Origin of the sequence: Pseudobutyrivibrio ruminis (genome assembly GCF_015057245.1) — a bacterium.
In the GTDB taxonomy this organism is placed as follows: domain Bacteria; phylum Bacillota; class Clostridia; order Lachnospirales; family Lachnospiraceae; genus Pseudobutyrivibrio; species Pseudobutyrivibrio ruminis_E.
The window spans coordinates 58,687-74,830 of the sequence record NZ_SVET01000007.1; the positions used below are offsets into that span (position 1 = coordinate 58,687).

15 protein-coding genes are annotated in these 16,144 nt (G+C 39.7%); 13 read left to right on the forward strand and 2 right to left on the reverse strand.

What is annotated here, in order from left to right; genetic code table 11:
• The first annotated feature begins 1 nt into the window (after position 1).
• From E7274_RS07780 to E7274_RS07840, 13 genes are all read left to right on the forward strand, one after another.
• Positions 2 to 469, forward strand: a complete 468-nt coding sequence (locus E7274_RS07780; RefSeq protein WP_304175034.1) for a hypothetical protein — start codon at positions 2 to 4, stop codon at positions 467 to 469.
• Between the two features lie 240 nt (positions 470 to 709).
• Entirely contained in the window at positions 710 to 1,561 is an 852-nt protein-coding gene (locus E7274_RS07785; RefSeq protein WP_304175036.1) for a YitT family protein, read from the forward strand.
• Between the two features lie 241 nt (positions 1,562 to 1,802).
• Positions 1,803 to 3,281, forward strand: coding sequence for an AAA family ATPase (locus E7274_RS07790; protein ID WP_304175038.1), 1,479 nt, complete (start codon positions 1,803 to 1,805; stop codon positions 3,279 to 3,281).
• Positions 3,282 to 3,540: 259 nt separating this feature from the next.
• A complete protein-coding gene (gene mgtE / locus E7274_RS07795; RefSeq protein ID WP_304175040.1) occupies positions 3,541 to 4,929 on the forward strand; it encodes a magnesium transporter in 1,389 nt (462 codons plus the stop codon).
• An 18-nt stretch (positions 4,930 to 4,947) separates the two neighbouring features.
• Positions 4,948 to 5,832, forward strand: coding sequence for a ribokinase (locus tag E7274_RS07800; protein ID WP_304175041.1), 885 nt, complete (start codon positions 4,948 to 4,950; stop codon positions 5,830 to 5,832).
• A 309-nt stretch (positions 5,833 to 6,141) separates the two neighbouring features.
• Positions 6,142 to 7,425, forward strand: coding sequence for a PhoH family protein (locus tag E7274_RS07805; protein ID WP_304175043.1), 1,284 nt, complete (start codon positions 6,142 to 6,144; stop codon positions 7,423 to 7,425).
• A gap of 202 nt (positions 7,426 to 7,627) precedes the next feature.
• Positions 7,628 to 8,884: a DUF3298 and DUF4163 domain-containing protein gene (locus E7274_RS07810; RefSeq protein WP_304175045.1), complete on the forward strand. Its 1,257-nt coding sequence runs from the start codon at positions 7,628 to 7,630 to the stop codon at positions 8,882 to 8,884.
• Positions 8,885 to 8,904: 20 nt separating this feature from the next.
• Positions 8,905 to 9,879 carry a DUF4349 domain-containing protein gene (locus E7274_RS07815; RefSeq protein WP_304175047.1) on the forward strand — a complete coding sequence of 325 codons (975 nt, stop codon included), beginning with the start codon at positions 8,905 to 8,907 and terminating at the stop codon, positions 9,877 to 9,879.
• Between the two features lie 115 nt (positions 9,880 to 9,994).
• A complete protein-coding gene (gene ispF / locus E7274_RS07820) occupies positions 9,995 to 10,540 on the forward strand; it encodes a 2-C-methyl-D-erythritol 2,4-cyclodiphosphate synthase (protein WP_304175049.1) in 546 nt (181 codons plus the stop codon).
• A gap of 2 nt (positions 10,541 to 10,542) precedes the next feature.
• Positions 10,543 to 11,970: a cysteine--tRNA ligase gene (gene cysS, locus E7274_RS07825; protein WP_304175051.1), complete on the forward strand. Its 1,428-nt coding sequence runs from the start codon at positions 10,543 to 10,545 to the stop codon at positions 11,968 to 11,970.
• Positions 11,955 to 12,392: a Mini-ribonuclease 3 gene (locus E7274_RS07830; RefSeq protein WP_304175053.1), complete on the forward strand. Its 438-nt coding sequence runs from the start codon at positions 11,955 to 11,957 to the stop codon at positions 12,390 to 12,392. The genes cysS and E7274_RS07830 overlap by 16 nt, the downstream gene beginning before the upstream one ends.
• A gap of 32 nt (positions 12,393 to 12,424) precedes the next feature.
• On the forward strand, positions 12,425 to 13,165 hold the full coding sequence (rlmB, locus tag E7274_RS07835; protein ID WP_033153880.1) for a 23S rRNA (guanosine(2251)-2'-O)-methyltransferase RlmB: 741 nt from the start codon (positions 12,425 to 12,427) through the stop codon (positions 13,163 to 13,165).
• Positions 13,137 to 13,733, forward strand: a complete 597-nt coding sequence (locus E7274_RS07840) for a sigma-70 family RNA polymerase sigma factor (RefSeq protein ID WP_304175055.1) — start codon at positions 13,137 to 13,139, stop codon at positions 13,731 to 13,733. The genes rlmB and E7274_RS07840 overlap by 29 nt, the downstream gene beginning before the upstream one ends.
• A gap of 90 nt (positions 13,734 to 13,823) precedes the next feature.
• Here the strand turns inward: E7274_RS07840 and E7274_RS07845 are convergent, their stop codons facing one another.
• On the reverse strand, positions 13,824 to 14,795 hold the full coding sequence (locus tag E7274_RS07845; RefSeq protein WP_081828696.1) for a TRAP transporter substrate-binding protein: 972 nt from the start codon (positions 14,793 to 14,795) through the stop codon (positions 13,824 to 13,826).
• A gap of 59 nt (positions 14,796 to 14,854) precedes the next feature.
• Complete coding sequence (locus tag E7274_RS07850; protein ID WP_304175057.1) at positions 14,855 to 16,144, reverse strand: TRAP transporter large permease; 1,290 nt, start codon at positions 16,142 to 16,144, stop codon at positions 14,855 to 14,857.

Consider the following 16,144-nt stretch of genomic DNA (forward strand, 5'->3'; position numbering starts at 1 on the left):
AATGGGAACAAAGGCTGAACAAGAGAAATTCACCAAAGAATTTCTTGAGAGAAAACCTAATAGATGTTCAAAATGTAAGGGCCGTATCCGTTACATCGGAGGAGGCCGATACGAATGTTTTGATTGTGGTAATCAGGAAATAGACGATTTTGGCAGAGTTAAAGAATACATAGATGAACATGGTCCCACACCAGCTATCATCATTTCAGAACATACTGGGGTGCCAGTTGATATTATCAATGGTATGCTTCGTGAGGGACGCCTGGAGATTCCAGAGGGCAGTCCTGTATATGTGCAGTGTGAAAGCTGTGGTTGTAGCATTCGCTACGGACGCTATTGTCCAGATTGCATTCGCTCACGCACCAACAGCCTCAAGGGCGTTTTCTTCAACCCAGAGGTAGGAGAAAAGCCTCAGCGTGAGGTCAAGAAAGAAGATGGCCGCATGCACTTCCTAAAGTTTGACAAGTAAGTGGATGACAATTAATAAAGCTAGCATGTAGACATCAAGCTCTGTTTTTTCTAAAGCGAAACATATGTTGAGTGTAGAAAATAACAGGCTTGTAGTCGTAACATGCTAGCTTTTTATTAATTGGCATACTTTAGCGTGCTAATGCGTTACCGTGCTGTGCTGACAAATGTCCGCAAATGGTGTACAATCCAACCTGTTGCGAAACGTTAAATCGAATAATTTATTCAAAACAGGTGTGAAATGAAGCAGATATTAAAGACAGCATTGATTGTAGTACTTGGAAATTTTATTTATGCCTTGGGAGTTGCTTTTTTTATTGAGCCATCTGGCTTAATTACTGGCGGTGGTACTGGTATAGCGTTGTTCTTTCACCACATACTTGGTTGGAAGGTCCCTCATGTGGTATTTGTAATAAACACATGTCTATTCCTTATCGGATGGAAGGTGATGGGGCGCAGGTTTGCGGCTAATTCATTACTTTCTACTTTCTGTTTTCCAGTAGAACTTCATATAGCGGAAATACTTGCAGTTTATTTTAGGCCTACTGATGATATAGTGCTTTGCACTGTGTTTGGTGGACTTTTAATAGGCGTCAGCCTGGGGATAGTTATTCGTACAGGCGCATCCACTGGAGGAATGGATATTCCACCTATAGTTCTAAACAAGTTCTTTGGAACCCCTATTTCAGGTGCTATGTGGGTATTTGATATTTGCATTTTAGTATTGCAGGCTTTATTTACAGAAAAGACTTTAGTGCTTTATGGAATAATCCTTGTAATTATATATACAAACACTCTTGATAGAATGCTTATCCTTGGAAAGGCAAGAACTCAGATTAAGGTTGTCAGCAAGAAAAGCGACGATATTCGTAGAGCAATTCTTCAGGATATCGACCGCGGTGTTACTGTGATGTATGGTCGTACAGGCTACCTTGGTAAGGATACTGAAATCACTCTTTCAATTGTAACAGCAAGAGAGCTTGCAAAGACAGAACAGCTTGTTCATGAAATTGATCCAGAAGCATTTATTATTGTAAGTCGTGTTTCAGAAGTTAAGGGAAGAGGCTTTACAGAGCAAAAGAAATATTTATAATCATCTGATTATTATCAAATAATTAATATCATATTGTTGAAAGATAACATGTGGATAACTCATCGAATTTTAAGATAAATTTTGGAGAGTTATCCACATTTTTTATGCAATAGCAAAATATGGCCTCTAAATCAAAAATAGAATGCAAGTATACTTGCAAGATTCTTTCTGAGAACTCTTTACCACACTAAAGAGTTTTGCTACAATCAAAAAGATAAAAATGGAGTTTAAGGAGAGAAAAATGCCAGTATTTGATTTTGCACAGGAAGAAAAAGACAACAGCGAGGCAGTGAAGACATACACTACTTTTCAATCTGATGAGTCTCAGGCCAGTCCAGAAAAGCCTATTATTATAATAGAAGATAAGGATGGCAAGCTGAGCCATCATGTAAATGGTGTGTTTACAAATCCCATTGCTAGGAGCAGCTTTGAAGCTGAGCTTGCGGATGGTGTTATTTCAAAGGATATATTGCGAGTGGATTCTCGTTTTGTCAGCTTGATTGGATGGCTTGGAGAGAATCACATTCCAGTTAGACTTTCCGGTGCAAACACAGAGGACGGCTATGCAGTTTACAAGATTCGTGAGACATCCACAGGAAACGGAAAACTATCATCAGAGGATGGCTTTCTACAGTTTATGATGGAACGTCTTTTTGCATCTAATCCACCTTCAGAGGAAGAGCTGGATGAGGAAGATGCAGAAGATGGTGATGATATGAAGCTTACCAGCATTCAGTCTATCACCGATTTTATTACCTGCGCTGGCAGAACATTTCCTGATAATATTCGACTTTGGGCTAGAAGAAATCTGGCTGTAGCAAAATCTGCTGAGGTTACAATTGAGGAGAGACGTCATGCTCAAAGAGCTCTTTCAATAATGACAAGTATCCAGTGGAAGAGTGATTATTTTGAGGCCATTGATCCGGTTGAGGCAAGACGAATTCTTGATGAGGAATTGTACGGTCTTGAATCAGTGAAGCAGCGAATTATGGAGACTGTAATTCAGGTTAATCGTACTCATACCTTGCCAAGCTATGGCTTGCTTTTATGTGGCCCGGCGGGAGTTGGTAAATCTCAAATCGCATATGCGGTAGCGCGTATCCTGAAATTGCCATGGACAACTCTTGATATGAGTTCTATCAATGACCCTGAGCAGCTTACTGGTAGCTCGCGAATTTATTCTAATGCAAAGCCGGGAATCATTATGGAAGCCTTTGCAAATTCAGGCACAAGCAATCTGGTGTTTATCATTAATGAGTTGGACAAAGCAAATTCAGGCAAGGGCAACGGCAATCCAGCTGATGTGTTATTAACTCTTCTTGATAATCTGGGATTCACTGACAATTATATGGAATGTATGATTCCAACTATGGGTGTTTATCCAATCGCTACAGCAAATGTTAAGGCTGATATTTCTGCACCACTTATGTCCAGATTTGCAGTAATTGATATTCCGGACTATACAGTGGAGGAGAAGAAAGAAATCTTCCGTAGATTTTCATTGCCAAAGGTTTTAAAGCGAATTGGAATGAGCCCGGAAGAGTGTCAGGTAACCGAAGACGGACTTGATGCTGTTATGGAAAAGTTTGTAATTTCAACAGGAATCAGAAACGTAGAACAGGCCGCAGAGCACCTTGCAGCCAACGCTTTATATCAGATAGAAGTTGATGGTGTAAAATCAGTGGTATTTAATAGAGAAATGGTTGAAAAACTTTGTTAAATGGGGTTTACAAAGTCTTGTTTTTTATGTTATGTTTTTTATGTAAAATTCAAACAATATATTCAAATTAAAGAAAGGAGAACAGCTATGGATAAATCAGACAGTCATGGGCGATTATGCTGCGACGAGACATTTTTTATACATATGATTAGCTGTTCTTTTTGTTAATATCAAAAGAGCTTTGTTTTCATGTAAGTAAGGAATGTCATCGTCATCTAAATCAGACATGACATTCTTTTTTTATAGCGGAGAAAGTAACATGGAAACAAAGGATTTATTAGAGGACATCAAGTTACAAGAAATCATCGACCTGCTACGTTCTAATATCAGCGCAGAGGAGCTCATGGAGGCTCTGGACGATTATCATGAAAACGATATCGCTGAAGCGTATGAGGCACTGGAGCCGGAAGACCGTAGAAGGCTGTTCGATATCTTGGGAGCTGAGCGTCTATCAGAGATTTTCCCTTATATTGAAGATGTAGGTGAATATTTAGCAGAGATTACACCAGAGCAGGCTGCTGACGTCCTGGAAAACATGGATGCCGATGATGCGGTTGATGCTTTGGAAGATATCGAGGATGAGGAAGAGAGAGAAAAGCTCATCGCCCTCATGGATAAGGATGCATCTGCCGATGTACGATTGATTAATTCTTACGATGAGGATGAAATCGGTAGCATGATGACTACCAACTTCATCGTTATCGCAAAGAACTTCACTGTTAAGCAGGCAATGCGTTCGCTGATTTCTCAGTCAAAGGACAACGACAATATCAACACTATTTATGTTGAGGACGAGGACAAGAAATACTACGGTGCTATCGAGCTTCGTGATCTTATTTTAGCTCGCGATTACACCCCATTGGACGATATCATCAGTCATAGCTACCCAAGCGTAAAGGCTGACGCTAGGATTGCAGATACAATCGAAGATTTAAAGGATTACGCTGAGGATTCTATTCCAGTTCTTAATCCTAACGACGAAATCATTGGTGTTATCACATCTCAGGATATCATCGAGGCCGTAGATGATGAGATGGGTGAAGACTACGCTAAGTTGGCTGGTTTGACTGCAGAGGAAGATTTAAATGAGAGCTTGCCAGAGAGTATCAAAAAGCGTATTCCATGGCTATTGCTTTTACTTGGACTAGGTCTTGTAACAAGTTCAGTTATTGGTATCTTTGATAAAGTAGTTGCATCAGTTGCAATCGTTGTTGTGTTCCAGTCATTGATTCTTGATATGGCAGGAAACGTTGGAACTCAGTCACTGGCTGTTACTATTCGTGTGCTTATGGATGAGGAAATTTCAGGTCTTGAAAAGGCCAAATTTGTCCTTAAGGAAATGCGAGTTGGTGGTACAAACGGATTGATTCTTGGTGTGTTGGCATTGTTCTTTATAGCTTTATATCTACATGTGTTTAAAGGCTATATTTGGTTTGCTGCCTTTAGAATATCAAGTATCGTTGGATTTTCACTTTTTATTGCTATGATAGTATCAAGCTTTATCGGAACTATCATTCCAATTTTCTTCCACAAGATTAAGGTGGATCCAGCCGTTGCTTCAGGTCCACTTATCACAACAGTAAACGATTTGGTTGCTGTTGTTACATATTATGGTTTAGCTGGATTATTATTAGTTGGACATATTTAATTGTCTACGGGGGTGCTTATGAAGGTATTAAATTTCGGCTCACTTAATTTAGATTATACCTATCAGGTTCCACACATTGTCAGGGAAGGAGAGACTATTTCTTCTAACGATGTGCAGATGCATTTAGGAGGAAAGGGCTTCAACCAATCTGTGGCGTTAGCCAGAGCAGGAGTGCCTGTTTACCATGCAGGTTTGGTAGGAGAGGAAGGTCTGGATTTTTATGACGCATGCCAGGAATGCGGCATCAAAACAGACTATATCAAAACTGTAACCGGCAGATGTGGCCACACCATCATTCAGGTGGATGATGCGGGCCAAAACAGCATAGTTTTATTTGGCGGTGCAAATCAAAAGAACACAAAAGAATACGTGGATGAAGTTCTAAAGAACTTTGAAACAGGGGACATACTTCTTCTTCAAAATGAGGTAAATGAGCTCCCATATATAATTGATCAGGCCTTTGCGAAAGGAATGACCATTGTTTTAAATCCATCACCTATGAATGAAATAATAGATGAATGCGATTTGGGCAAGGTTTCCATATTTGTTTTGAACGAGACAGAGGGCCAGCAGCTGACAGGTCAGACAACACCTACCACAATAGTTTCTGCAATGGAAGCAAGCTTTGCTAATGCAAAAATCGTTCTGACCCTTGGGAAGGGCGGTTCTATTTTCCACCACGGAGATGAGGAATTGTATCAAGCAGCCTTTGATGTGGACACAGTGGATACTACAGCGGCAGGCGATACATTTACAGGATATTTAATTGCTGGAATTCTTAAAAAACAGCCTATGAGAGATGTGCTTGTGAATGCATCTAAGGCAGCTGCTCTTGCAGTTCAAAAACAGGGAGCTGCGCAGTCAATTCCATTTATGTCAGAGGTAGAATTATTCAATATGTAATGATAAAACTGGTGCTTTCGAGTGCCAGTTTTTTTACTTTATAGGAAATTACTTTGTAATTCCTATAAAGTAAAAAACAAGCTGCGCTTGTAAGATGTGTCTCGCCGGCATAGGAAGATAATTGCTTAAAGCAATTGCCGGCTCGCACTGCTGGAGTTTTGCAAAGCAAAACTCTTTCTTGTTTGGGACAGTTCTAGATGTGGTGTCTATTTTCACAAAGTTTACATACTTTAGCACAAAATGTTGTAGAACTTAGTGCTTAATTGGTATAAAATTAGATTATACAAATTAATAAAGGAGCGTGACCCTATGAAGAAAAACTACGTACTAGACACAAACATCTTGATTCACTGCCCTACAGCACTTTTTGGTTTTGATGACAACAATGTTCTCATCACTACAACAACGTTGCAAGAGCTTGATTCAAAGAAAACTGCTTTTGCGGAAGTGGGCTATGGCGCCAGAGAGAGCATTCGAAACATCGAATCTGTTGAAGGCGATTATGCAAAGGGGGTTACGATGCCAAATGGCGGTACTTTTATCATCGCCAAAGAATCTGAATTTGAAAAGCTGATTCCAGCTGAGTTTTCTCTTGATAGGCCTGATAATAGAATAATCAACTGTGTACTGGGAATTGCAAAGCAATCTGAGCTTGAAACTATTCTGGTTACAAATGATATATCCATGAGAATTAATGCTACAATGTGTGGCTGCGTTGTACAGGGCTATCACAACGAAATGATTCTTGATAATGAGAATTACACAGGTAGAAGGGATATCACTCCAGAAGATATCGAAAGTCCTTTTAATAAGGGCTTTATAGAAAATGAATTTGGAATTTGCAAGGATGGAAGCAATTCTGCTCTTTATACATTTAAGACAGATGGATGGCACCTATTAAAGGATAGAGATTTTTATACACCTTATTGTCAGCCGAGAAACGTAGGTCAGCGATTTGCATTGTATGCGCTACTAGCAAGTCCAGATGTACTGCCACTTGTTATTTTAAAGGGTAGTGCAGGTACGGCTAAGACATTCCTTTCACTGGCGGCAGGACTTCAGGGTTATTATCACAACGGCTATGACCGTATCATGATTACCAGAAGTAACACCCTTTCTGATAATGACTTAGGTTTCCTTCCTGGTGATTTGGAAGAAAAAATGACTCCTTTAATTGCTCCATTTATGGATAACCTGCAGGTTCTTTTGAAGGGACAAAACGAGGAGAAAGAGCAGATTAAGATTCAAATTGAGGACATGTTTGAAACAGGTATCCTTGAAATTTGTTCATTGGCATACATGAGAGGTCGTTCGCTTGTTAATTCATATATTATTGTGGACGAAGCTCAAAACTGTACAATTGGCCAGATTTTGGAAATCATCACAAGAGCTGGTAAGGGCTCAAAGGTAGTTCTTCTTGGCGACCCTGATCAGATTGATTCTCCAAAGCTGGATAGAAAAAACAATGGTCTTACATTTGCGGCAGAAAGAATGAAGGGCTCAACATTATGTGCTCAAATCACTTTCGAAGAAAGTGAAACTGTTCGTAGTCCACTTGCTGCAGAAGGCGCAAAGAGGCTGGTAGTTAAATAGTTTACTATTTCTTTTATTACAATAAATCCTCCTTTCAAGATGGGATTCCCCAAGGGTTCTTGGGGAATCCTATTTTTTGTATTTCTAAAGCAAATGTAAAGAATTCTTAAATCTTTACTGTACTACTTGATATAATACAGAGAATGTGTATACTGAACTTAAACTTAGTTATATTGTTTTAAGTAATATGGAGGAAAGACAAATGAAAAAGAGAATAGCTATTCTTGCAATCTGTGCGGTTACAGTCACATCTATGTTGGCTTGTGCAAAAGATACAGATTCACAGGATACAGATACAATAGAGGTTACAGAACAGACACAGGAGGAAGAGAATACAGAAAAAGAGTATTCCAGTGCTTCAGCACCAGAAATCGCATATACATCTGTCGAGGCTGAGGGCTATGATTATTTCGAAGGCCAGGTACAGTGTCTTGAGATTACAGATGACAGTCATCCAGAACTAAAGTCAGCCATTGATGATTATTTTTCTGGTGTGATTGATAACTTTAATGTAGGCATTGAAGACTGGAACGAAGAAGCTAAACAGCAGAATGAAGAAATGGGTGACGAAGGATACGAAATGAAGTATTCTGATAATATAACAATAGATTTAAAGCGACTTGATAATAAGGTTCTTAGCTTTGTACTTAACGATTACGTATACCTTGGCGGAGCACATGGCGGTGGCTCCTTCACTGGGGTTAGCTTTGATGTAGGAACAGGCGAGCAAATTACATTAGATGATTTGGGAGATGCTGATTCTATCAGAGAAACATCAAAGGAATACATATTAAATACAATAGATACATCGTCAGATGAGGCAAAAGCAAATCTTTTTGATGATGATGTAATCAACTATAAAGAAGTAATTGAGGAATTGTTTTCAAATGGAAATCAACCAGAGTTTTATTTGGATACATTAGGAATTACATTTATTTTCCAGCAGTATGATATTGCTCCATATGCAGCTGGTATGATTTCCTTTACTGTTCCTTATTCTGAGTATGATGAAATTGCCGACAGATACACTCCACTTGAGGATATGTCATATGCAATCAAGCTTTCTGAAGCGGGATTCAATAGCAGTGTTGATTTTGATGGTGATGGTGAGCTTGAAAACATCAGCGTAGTTAACACTTGGGATGAAGAGACTGATACTAATTACTATATTTTACGAGTAGGGGATGATGGATTAAAAGAGGAGACAGGCAACGGAAGCTGGATCACAGGCTATTTTATTCATAACGAAGAAGGCAACTTCGTCTTAATCGCAAACGATGGAATTAGCATAGATTTGTATGAGGTTTCAAATGGTATAGAGGCCAAAGGACATATGGACACAACACTTTATGTAAAGGAAGTAACTGAATCAGGTTTTACACTTGGAGAGTTATCATATGATGATTCTAATGTTGCTTCATGGAGCAATGAAGAACAACATGGATTTGTTTTTGAATAATTAAATTTAGGAGGGGGACTATGAGAAGAAGAGTATTAACGCTATTAGTTGTAGGTTTGATGCTATTTGCTACTGCCTGTGGCAACGCCTCGGAAGGCAGCACAGCTGAGTTTGCAGCAACCACTGAATCAAAGTCGTCTGGATATGATAGCTTGGGATTATCTGAATCTGCATCAGAGGACAGCATTGGAAGTGGGGACTACGCTGACTATGAAGAACAGGATTATGAGTCCGACTACAGCAATGATGGCGGCAGTGAAGTAGATTTAAGCGAATATGATACCAGTCGCAAGCTGATATATACATCCTACATCAATTTAGAGTCAAAAAAGTTTGACGAAGATGTGGATGCTATTAAGGAGCTTGTGAGCGCTAATGGTGGTTATTTCGAAAGTACTTCATCATATGGTAATGAGGAATATGGAAGTCGCAGTGCTAGTTTTACAGCCCGTATTCCATCAGACAAATATGAAGCTTTTATGAACAGTGTAGGAGAAGTAGGGTCACTTGCATCTAAAAGCGAAAGCGTGGATGATATCACATCAAGCTATGTGGATGTGCAGGCTCGACTAAAAAGCTTAAATACAAAGCTGGAGCGTTTGCAGGAGCTTGAAGAGCAGGCTGATAACCTTGAGGATTTGCTGGCTATAGAAGACCGTATCAATGATGTTCAGTATCAGATTGAAAGTTACACAGCTCAAAAGAAAGCTTATGATGACCAGATAGATTACAGTACAGTTTCTATTGATATTACGGAAGTATCTACATATAGCGAAGTAAAAGCAGATACTGCATGGAATCGTTTTGTGGAGGCGTTTAGTAGCTCATTCTCAGGATTTGTAGCGTTTATTCAGGCTTTTGTGATAGCTATTATCTATCTATTGCCTTATCTCATTCTTATTGCAATTATTTTATGTATTATATTCTTTGTTAGAAAAAAGAAGGGAAAGAGTTTTTCTTTCAAGAAAAAGGATAAGAAGACAGACCAGAGCTAAATAGGAATTAATGGAAGAGGACTATTAATAGTCCTCTTTTTTTGTTATAATACAGTAGTTTGATAGGTGATACTCTGCCACTAGTGCAGATTTCTTTATATTATTAGGAGGCAACATGAGAATAGGTACAGGTTATGATGTACATAGGCTTGTGGAGGGCCGTGATTTAATCATAGGTGGTGTTAAAATAGAGCATACACTTGGGCTTTTAGGTCACTCCGATGCAGATGTACTTTTACATGCAATATCAGATGCAGTTCTTGGAGCAGCAGGTCTTAAGGATATAGGGGCACATTTCCCAGATACTGATCCTAAATATAAGGGGGCAGATTCCATGAAGCTTTTGGAAGAGGTTCGTGAGCTTGTTATGGATGAAGGCTATGTAGTAGGAAATGTGGATGCTACAGTTATCGCTCAAGCACCAAAGCTTCGTCCTTTCATCGAGCAGATGGAAGAAAATGTAGCCAGGTGTCTTGGCATTGATGTATCTCAGGTTAATATCAAAGCTACCACAGAAGAACATTTAGGCTTTACAGGTCGAGAAGAAGGCATCAGCGCTCAGGCAGTCTGTTTACTCTACGAATTCTATGATGGAAGCAATGTAGTAATGGACACAGGACGTAGCTGCGAAGGATGCGCAGGATGCAAAAGAGGAGAATAGTAATGGCAGGAAAATTTACATTTTATAATACTTTAAATAGACAGGTTGAGGAGTTTAAACCAAACGAAGAGGGCAAGGTTAGCATGTACACATGCGGCCCTACAGTTTATCATTTCGCACATATCGGAAATATCCGTACATACATCATGCAGGATGCTCTTATTAAGTCATTAGAGTATGCAGGATATGATGTTCGCCGTGTTATGAACATCACTGATGTTGGACATCTTTCATCTGATGCAGATACAGGTGAGGATAAGATGGTAGCTGGCGCAAAGCGTGAGCACAAGACGGTTATGGAGATTGCAAAGTTCTACACAGATGCTTTCTTCAAAGATTTCGATGCAGTTGGAAACAAGCGTCCAGATGTTGTTGAGCCTGCTACAAACTGCATTCCAGAGTTCATCCATATGGTAGAGGTCCTTCTTGAAAAGGGCTATGCATATGTAGCTGGTGGAAATGTTTACTTCGACACTAGCAAGCTTCAGGATTATTACGTATTCTCTTCATCAGTTGAAAAGGAAGCACTTGAGGTTGGTGTTCGTGACGACGTAGAAGAGGATGTTAATAAGAAAAACAAGACTGATTTCGTTCTTTGGTTTACAAAATCAAAGTTTGAGGATCAGGCCCTTAAGTGGGAAAGCCCATGGGGCGTTGGTTACCCAGGATGGCACATTGAGTGCTCATGCATCTCAATGAAGCACCTTGGAGAATACATCGATATCCACTGCGGTGGTGTTGACAACATCTTCCCACATCATACAAACGAAATTGCTCAGTCAGAGGCATATCTTGGTCACAAGTGGTGCAATTACTGGTTCCACAGCAATCACCTTAACGACCAGTCAGGTAAGATGTCAAAGTCAAAGGGCGCAATCCTTACAGTTTCTGTTCTTCAGGAAAAGGGATATGACCCACTTGTATACAGATTATTCTGCTTACAGTCACACTATCGTAAGCCACTTGTTTTCTCTTGGGAAAATCTGGACAACACAGTACAGGCTTATAACAAGCTTGTTAAGCGTGTTTCAGAACTCAAGAATGATGGAGCAGTTGATGAGGCTGTTAAGGCTGAGTACGAGGCAAAGTTCCTTGAGGCAGTGTCAAACGACTTAAATACATCAATGGCTATTACAGTCCTTTATGACGTTCTTAAGGCAGATACAAACGATGTAACAAAGCTTGCTCTTGTAGAAAGCTTTGACAAAGTATTATCACTTGATTTGATTGGACATGCAAAGGCTTTAGCGGATGGAGCTTCATCTGTTGATGCAGATTTAGAAGCATTCATCAATGACGCAATTGCTCGTCGTGCAGAAGCTAAAAAGGCAAAGGATTTTGCTACAGCAGATGCAATCAGAGCAGAGCTTTTAGAAAAAGGTGTAGAGATTAAAGATACTCGTGAGGGAGTAGTATGGCAGTTGATTTAAACAGCTATTTTAATGAACAATTTGGCATAGAACAAAAGGATATTCGTACATATTCACCGCTTACCCTTGCGTATATTGGTGATGCAGTGTTTGATATTGTCATCCGTTCTATCCTTGTAAATAAGGGCAATACCCCTGTTAATAAGCTTCACCAGAGGGCAAGTCAGGTAGTCAAGGCTCAGACCCAGGCTGCTATGGTATTGGCCCTTATGGACCAGCTTACAGATGCAGAGGCTGATTGGTATCGCCGTGGCCGTAATTCCAAGCCTCACACAAAGGCAAAGAATGCATCCACAATGGATTACCTTGAGGCAACAGGTTTTGAAGCGGTGCTTGGATACCTTTACCTCACGGGAGACATGGACCGTATATGCGAATTAGTGTCTCGCGGTATCGAAGCTGTGGAGTTGGAAATTCTATAATTATAGTTATTAGAAAGAGTAAGTTTTTAGAAATGGAAGAAAGTAGAATTGTAGAAGGCCGTAATGCAGTGCTGGAGGCCTTCAGAAGTGGAAAAACTATAGATAAGTTATTTGTTTTGGAGGGCTGCAAGGATGGCCCAATCCAGACAATACTTAGAGAAGCAAAGAAAAGCAAGGACACAGTTATCAGCTTTGTTAAGAAAGAGCGTTTAGATCAGCTTTCAGAGACAGGCAAGCATCAGGGAGTTTTGGCATACGCAGCAAGCTATGACTATGTTGAGCTTGATGAAATCATGGAGCGCGCAAAGGCTAAGGGTGAGGCACCATTCCTTATCATTCTTGATAATATCGAGGATCCTCACAACCTTGGAGCAATCATTCGTACTGCAAACCAGGTTGGAGCTCACGGCGTAGTTATTCCAAAGCACAGAGCAGTTGGTCTTACTGCTACAGTTGCAAAGGCTTCAGCAGGTGCTATCAACTACACACCAGTTGCTAAGGTTACAAACATTAGCAAGACAATGGAAGAGCTGAAAGAACAGGGCATGTGGTTTGTATGTGCCGATATGGGTGGCACAACAATGTACGACCTTAACCTTACAGGTTCAATCGGTCTTGTAATTGGAAATGAAGGACATGGTGTTTCTGATTTAGTTAAAAAGAACTGCGACATGATAGCATCAATTCCTATGTTTGGTGATATAGATTCACTTAATGCATCAGTTGCTTGTGGAGTTTTAGCTTATGAAATCGTTAGACAAAGAATACAGTAAGTTAACAGATGAAGAGTTAATTATAAAATATCGGGATGGCGATCAGGCCATCCTGAATTTTATATGTGAAAAGTATAAGCCCCTTGTTTTAAAGAATTCCAAGAAGTACTTTTTGGTTGGTGGCGAAAATGAGGATTTAATACAAGAGGGAATGATAGGTCTTTTTAGCGCTATCGGTGATTATAATATTTCCTCGGATGTTACATTCTTTCATTTTGCACAGATGTGTATTGATCGCCAGATGATTAAGGCAATCGAGGCTAGTAACAGAAAAAAACATTCTCCGTTAAATGCATATGTTTCATTGTATGACGAGGACGGTGCAGAGAGAGAAGAACCGGCCTTCACAACCGATGATCCTGCCGAGATTGTTATCGAAGCAGAGGAGAATTTTGACCTTATAGACAGACTGAAAAAAGCCTTGTCTCCTATGGAAAAGCAAGTCTTTGAGTTATATATGCAGGATTATGACTATAGAGAAATAGCTGCAAAATTGGGAAAGGCGGAGAAGTCCGTAGATAATACACTTACTAGAATAAAGTCAAAAGCAAAAGAGTTAATAAAATAATCCAATATGTAGACATCAAGCTCTGAGGTTACTCAAGTGAAATATCTTTGAACGGAGTAACTTCAGGCTTGTAGTCGTAACATATTGGATTTATAAGATTCCTTTGGTGTAGATCTCGTATAGTTCGGGGTCTACATTTTCTTTTATGCTGTCATAAACAGGAGTGGCTGCTTCACGAATCTGTTCTCTTATATCATCGGAAAGAGGAATGATTTCTGTACCACTTTCTTCGATAGTAGCGATTCTTGATGCAATACGGTCATCAGATTGCTGACGGGCATACTCTGTGGCAATTGTAGCTGCCTGATTTATTATTTCCTGCTGTTCAGGTGTTAGTGTATTCATAAACTCATCACTGGCTACAAGGGAGATTAAATGAGGCAGGTGATTGGTTTCAACAACATAATCCTGCTGCTCATATAATCTGTTTGAAACAATAACCTCATATGGGTTTTCCTGAGCATCGATTGTGCCTTGCTGTAATCCAATGTAAACCTCGGAGAAAGTCATTGGAGTAGGAGAGGCTGAAAGGCTCTTCCAAAATGCCAGGTGATATGAGTTTTCCATTGTTCTGATTTTCTGTCCCTTGAAGTCTGAGAGAGAATATACAGGCGTGTTTGTGGTCATGACTCTGAAGCCCTGATCAGCGTATCCAAGTAATTGATAACCGCCTTCTACATAAACTTCTGATATTTTATCCATAAATTCAGGATTATCTACCTTTTCACGGACATCATCGATTGTGCTGAAAAGACATGGCATATCGAATATAGCAACATCAGGAAGGAATGTAACCTGAGGAGCTGTATTTTGTACGATAAAAGGGATATCGCCATCTTTGCAGGATTCCAGCAACTCTCTATCGCCACCTAAAACGCTGTTAGGATAAACCTGGATAACCATCTGTCCATCGCTAAGCTCGTATACTTCTTCGGCGAATTTTTCGGCATATATCTGAGTTACAGTATCCTCTGGGCTGGATGTTCCAAGGGGCCAGGCATAAGTCTGAGTCTCAGATACAGCTGTGGATGTTCCACAAGATGTAAATGACAAAACAATCATTAATGATGTTGATAAAGCTAGTAGTTGTTTAAATCTCATATTGTTTCTCCTGATACGGTTTATAAAAGTACTAAGCTGATGGCTGGAATGAATGTGATAAGTAACAAAGCAACTAAGAACATTAAAATCATAGGTATTGCCTTCTTAGCAATATCCATAACAGGCACATCTGTAAGGGAGCTTGCAACGAAAAGATTTACACCAATTGGAGGTGTAACAAATCCGATTGCAAGGTTAACAACCATCATAATACCGAAGTGAACGCCATCCATGCCTACTGCCTGCACAATAGGAAGCAGGATAGGAGATAAAATAAGGATAGCAGGAGTTGTATCCATAACCATTCCAACAATAAGAAGGAACAGATTGATTACAAGTAAAAGGATAATCTTGTTGGTAAAATTATCCAGAATATATCCACTGACAAGCTGTGGCACCTGCATTAATGTAAGCACACGTGAGAATGCTGTTGAGGCAGCAAGAATGAAAAGAATAGGTGCGTAAGTTTTCATTGCTTCCACAAAAATGTTCCAAATATCGGAAATGCGAATTGTTTTATAAACAAATAAGCTAATAACCAATGCGTAAAATACGGAGATAACTGCAGCCTCTGTAGGAGAAGCTATGCCTGCATAGATACATCCAAGAACGATAATTGGGCTAAGTATTGCAAAGAAGCTATCCTTGAATATTTTTCCAAATCCTTTTGAGTGAAGTGCATCTATTTCGGCGTTAATTTTTTCTTTGTCTTCACCACAGCATTTGCAGTGAATATAAGCATAAAGCATTAAAAGTATACTTATAAGAATGCCAGGAATGATGCCGGCGATAAATAGATTACCTACTGATTCACCGGAGGCCATTGCATACATAATAAAAGGAATACTAGGTGGAATGATAACACCGAGACCACCGGCTACAGCAACAATCGCTGTAGAAAACTTTTTATCATATCCCATATTCAGTAGAAGAGGGATGGTCATGGAACCTACGGCTGCAACTGTTGCAGGAGCAGAACCAGAAATTGCGCCATAAAATAGGCATGTGATGATAACGGCGCATGGAACGCCTGCAGTTTTCTTACCAATAAAATATGAGAACACGTCAAATAACTTTTTAGAAATCTGACCGTGAGCCATAATGATTCCAGATAAAACAAACATTGGAACTGCAAGAAGAGGAAAGCTATCGATACCGCCAACCATGGAACGGATTACATAGCTTGCACTTGCAGTAAATGAAGGATCAAAGGCTCCTGGAAGTACAGCAACTATACCAAGGGAAATTGATACAGGAATGGCTATAATTAAGCAAATAACAAAAAGAATAAGTACAGTAATTGCGCTCAT

Coding starts and splice junctions, on each gene's coding strand:
- E7274_RS07780 (WP_304175034.1), top strand. CDS start 2: ATGGGAACAAAGGCTGAACAAGAGAAATTCACCAAAGAATTTCTTGAG.
- E7274_RS07785 (WP_304175036.1), top strand. CDS start 710: ATGAAGCAGATATTAAAGACAGCATTGATTGTAGTACTTGGAAATTTT.
- E7274_RS07790 (WP_304175038.1), top strand. CDS start 1,803: ATGCCAGTATTTGATTTTGCACAGGAAGAAAAAGACAACAGCGAGGCA.
- mgtE (WP_304175040.1), top strand. CDS start 3,541: ATGGAAACAAAGGATTTATTAGAGGACATCAAGTTACAAGAAATCATC.
- E7274_RS07800 (WP_304175041.1), top strand. CDS start 4,948: ATGAAGGTATTAAATTTCGGCTCACTTAATTTAGATTATACCTATCAG.
- E7274_RS07805 (WP_304175043.1), top strand. CDS start 6,142: ATGAAGAAAAACTACGTACTAGACACAAACATCTTGATTCACTGCCCT.
- E7274_RS07810 (WP_304175045.1), top strand. CDS start 7,628: ATGAAAAAGAGAATAGCTATTCTTGCAATCTGTGCGGTTACAGTCACA.
- E7274_RS07815 (WP_304175047.1), top strand. CDS start 8,905: ATGAGAAGAAGAGTATTAACGCTATTAGTTGTAGGTTTGATGCTATTT.
- ispF (WP_304175049.1), top strand. CDS start 9,995: ATGAGAATAGGTACAGGTTATGATGTACATAGGCTTGTGGAGGGCCGT.
- cysS (WP_304175051.1), top strand. CDS start 10,543: ATGGCAGGAAAATTTACATTTTATAATACTTTAAATAGACAGGTTGAG.
- E7274_RS07830 (WP_304175053.1), top strand. CDS start 11,955: ATGGCAGTTGATTTAAACAGCTATTTTAATGAACAATTTGGCATAGAA.
- rlmB (WP_033153880.1), top strand. CDS start 12,425: ATGGAAGAAAGTAGAATTGTAGAAGGCCGTAATGCAGTGCTGGAGGCC.
- E7274_RS07840 (WP_304175055.1), top strand. CDS start 13,137: ATGAAATCGTTAGACAAAGAATACAGTAAGTTAACAGATGAAGAGTTA.
- E7274_RS07845 (WP_081828696.1), bottom strand. CDS start 14,795: ATGATTGTTTTGTCATTTACATCTTGTGGAACATCCACAGCTGTATCT.
- E7274_RS07850 (WP_304175057.1), bottom strand. CDS start 16,144: ATGAGCGCAATTACTGTACTTATTCTTTTTGTTATTTGCTTAATTATA.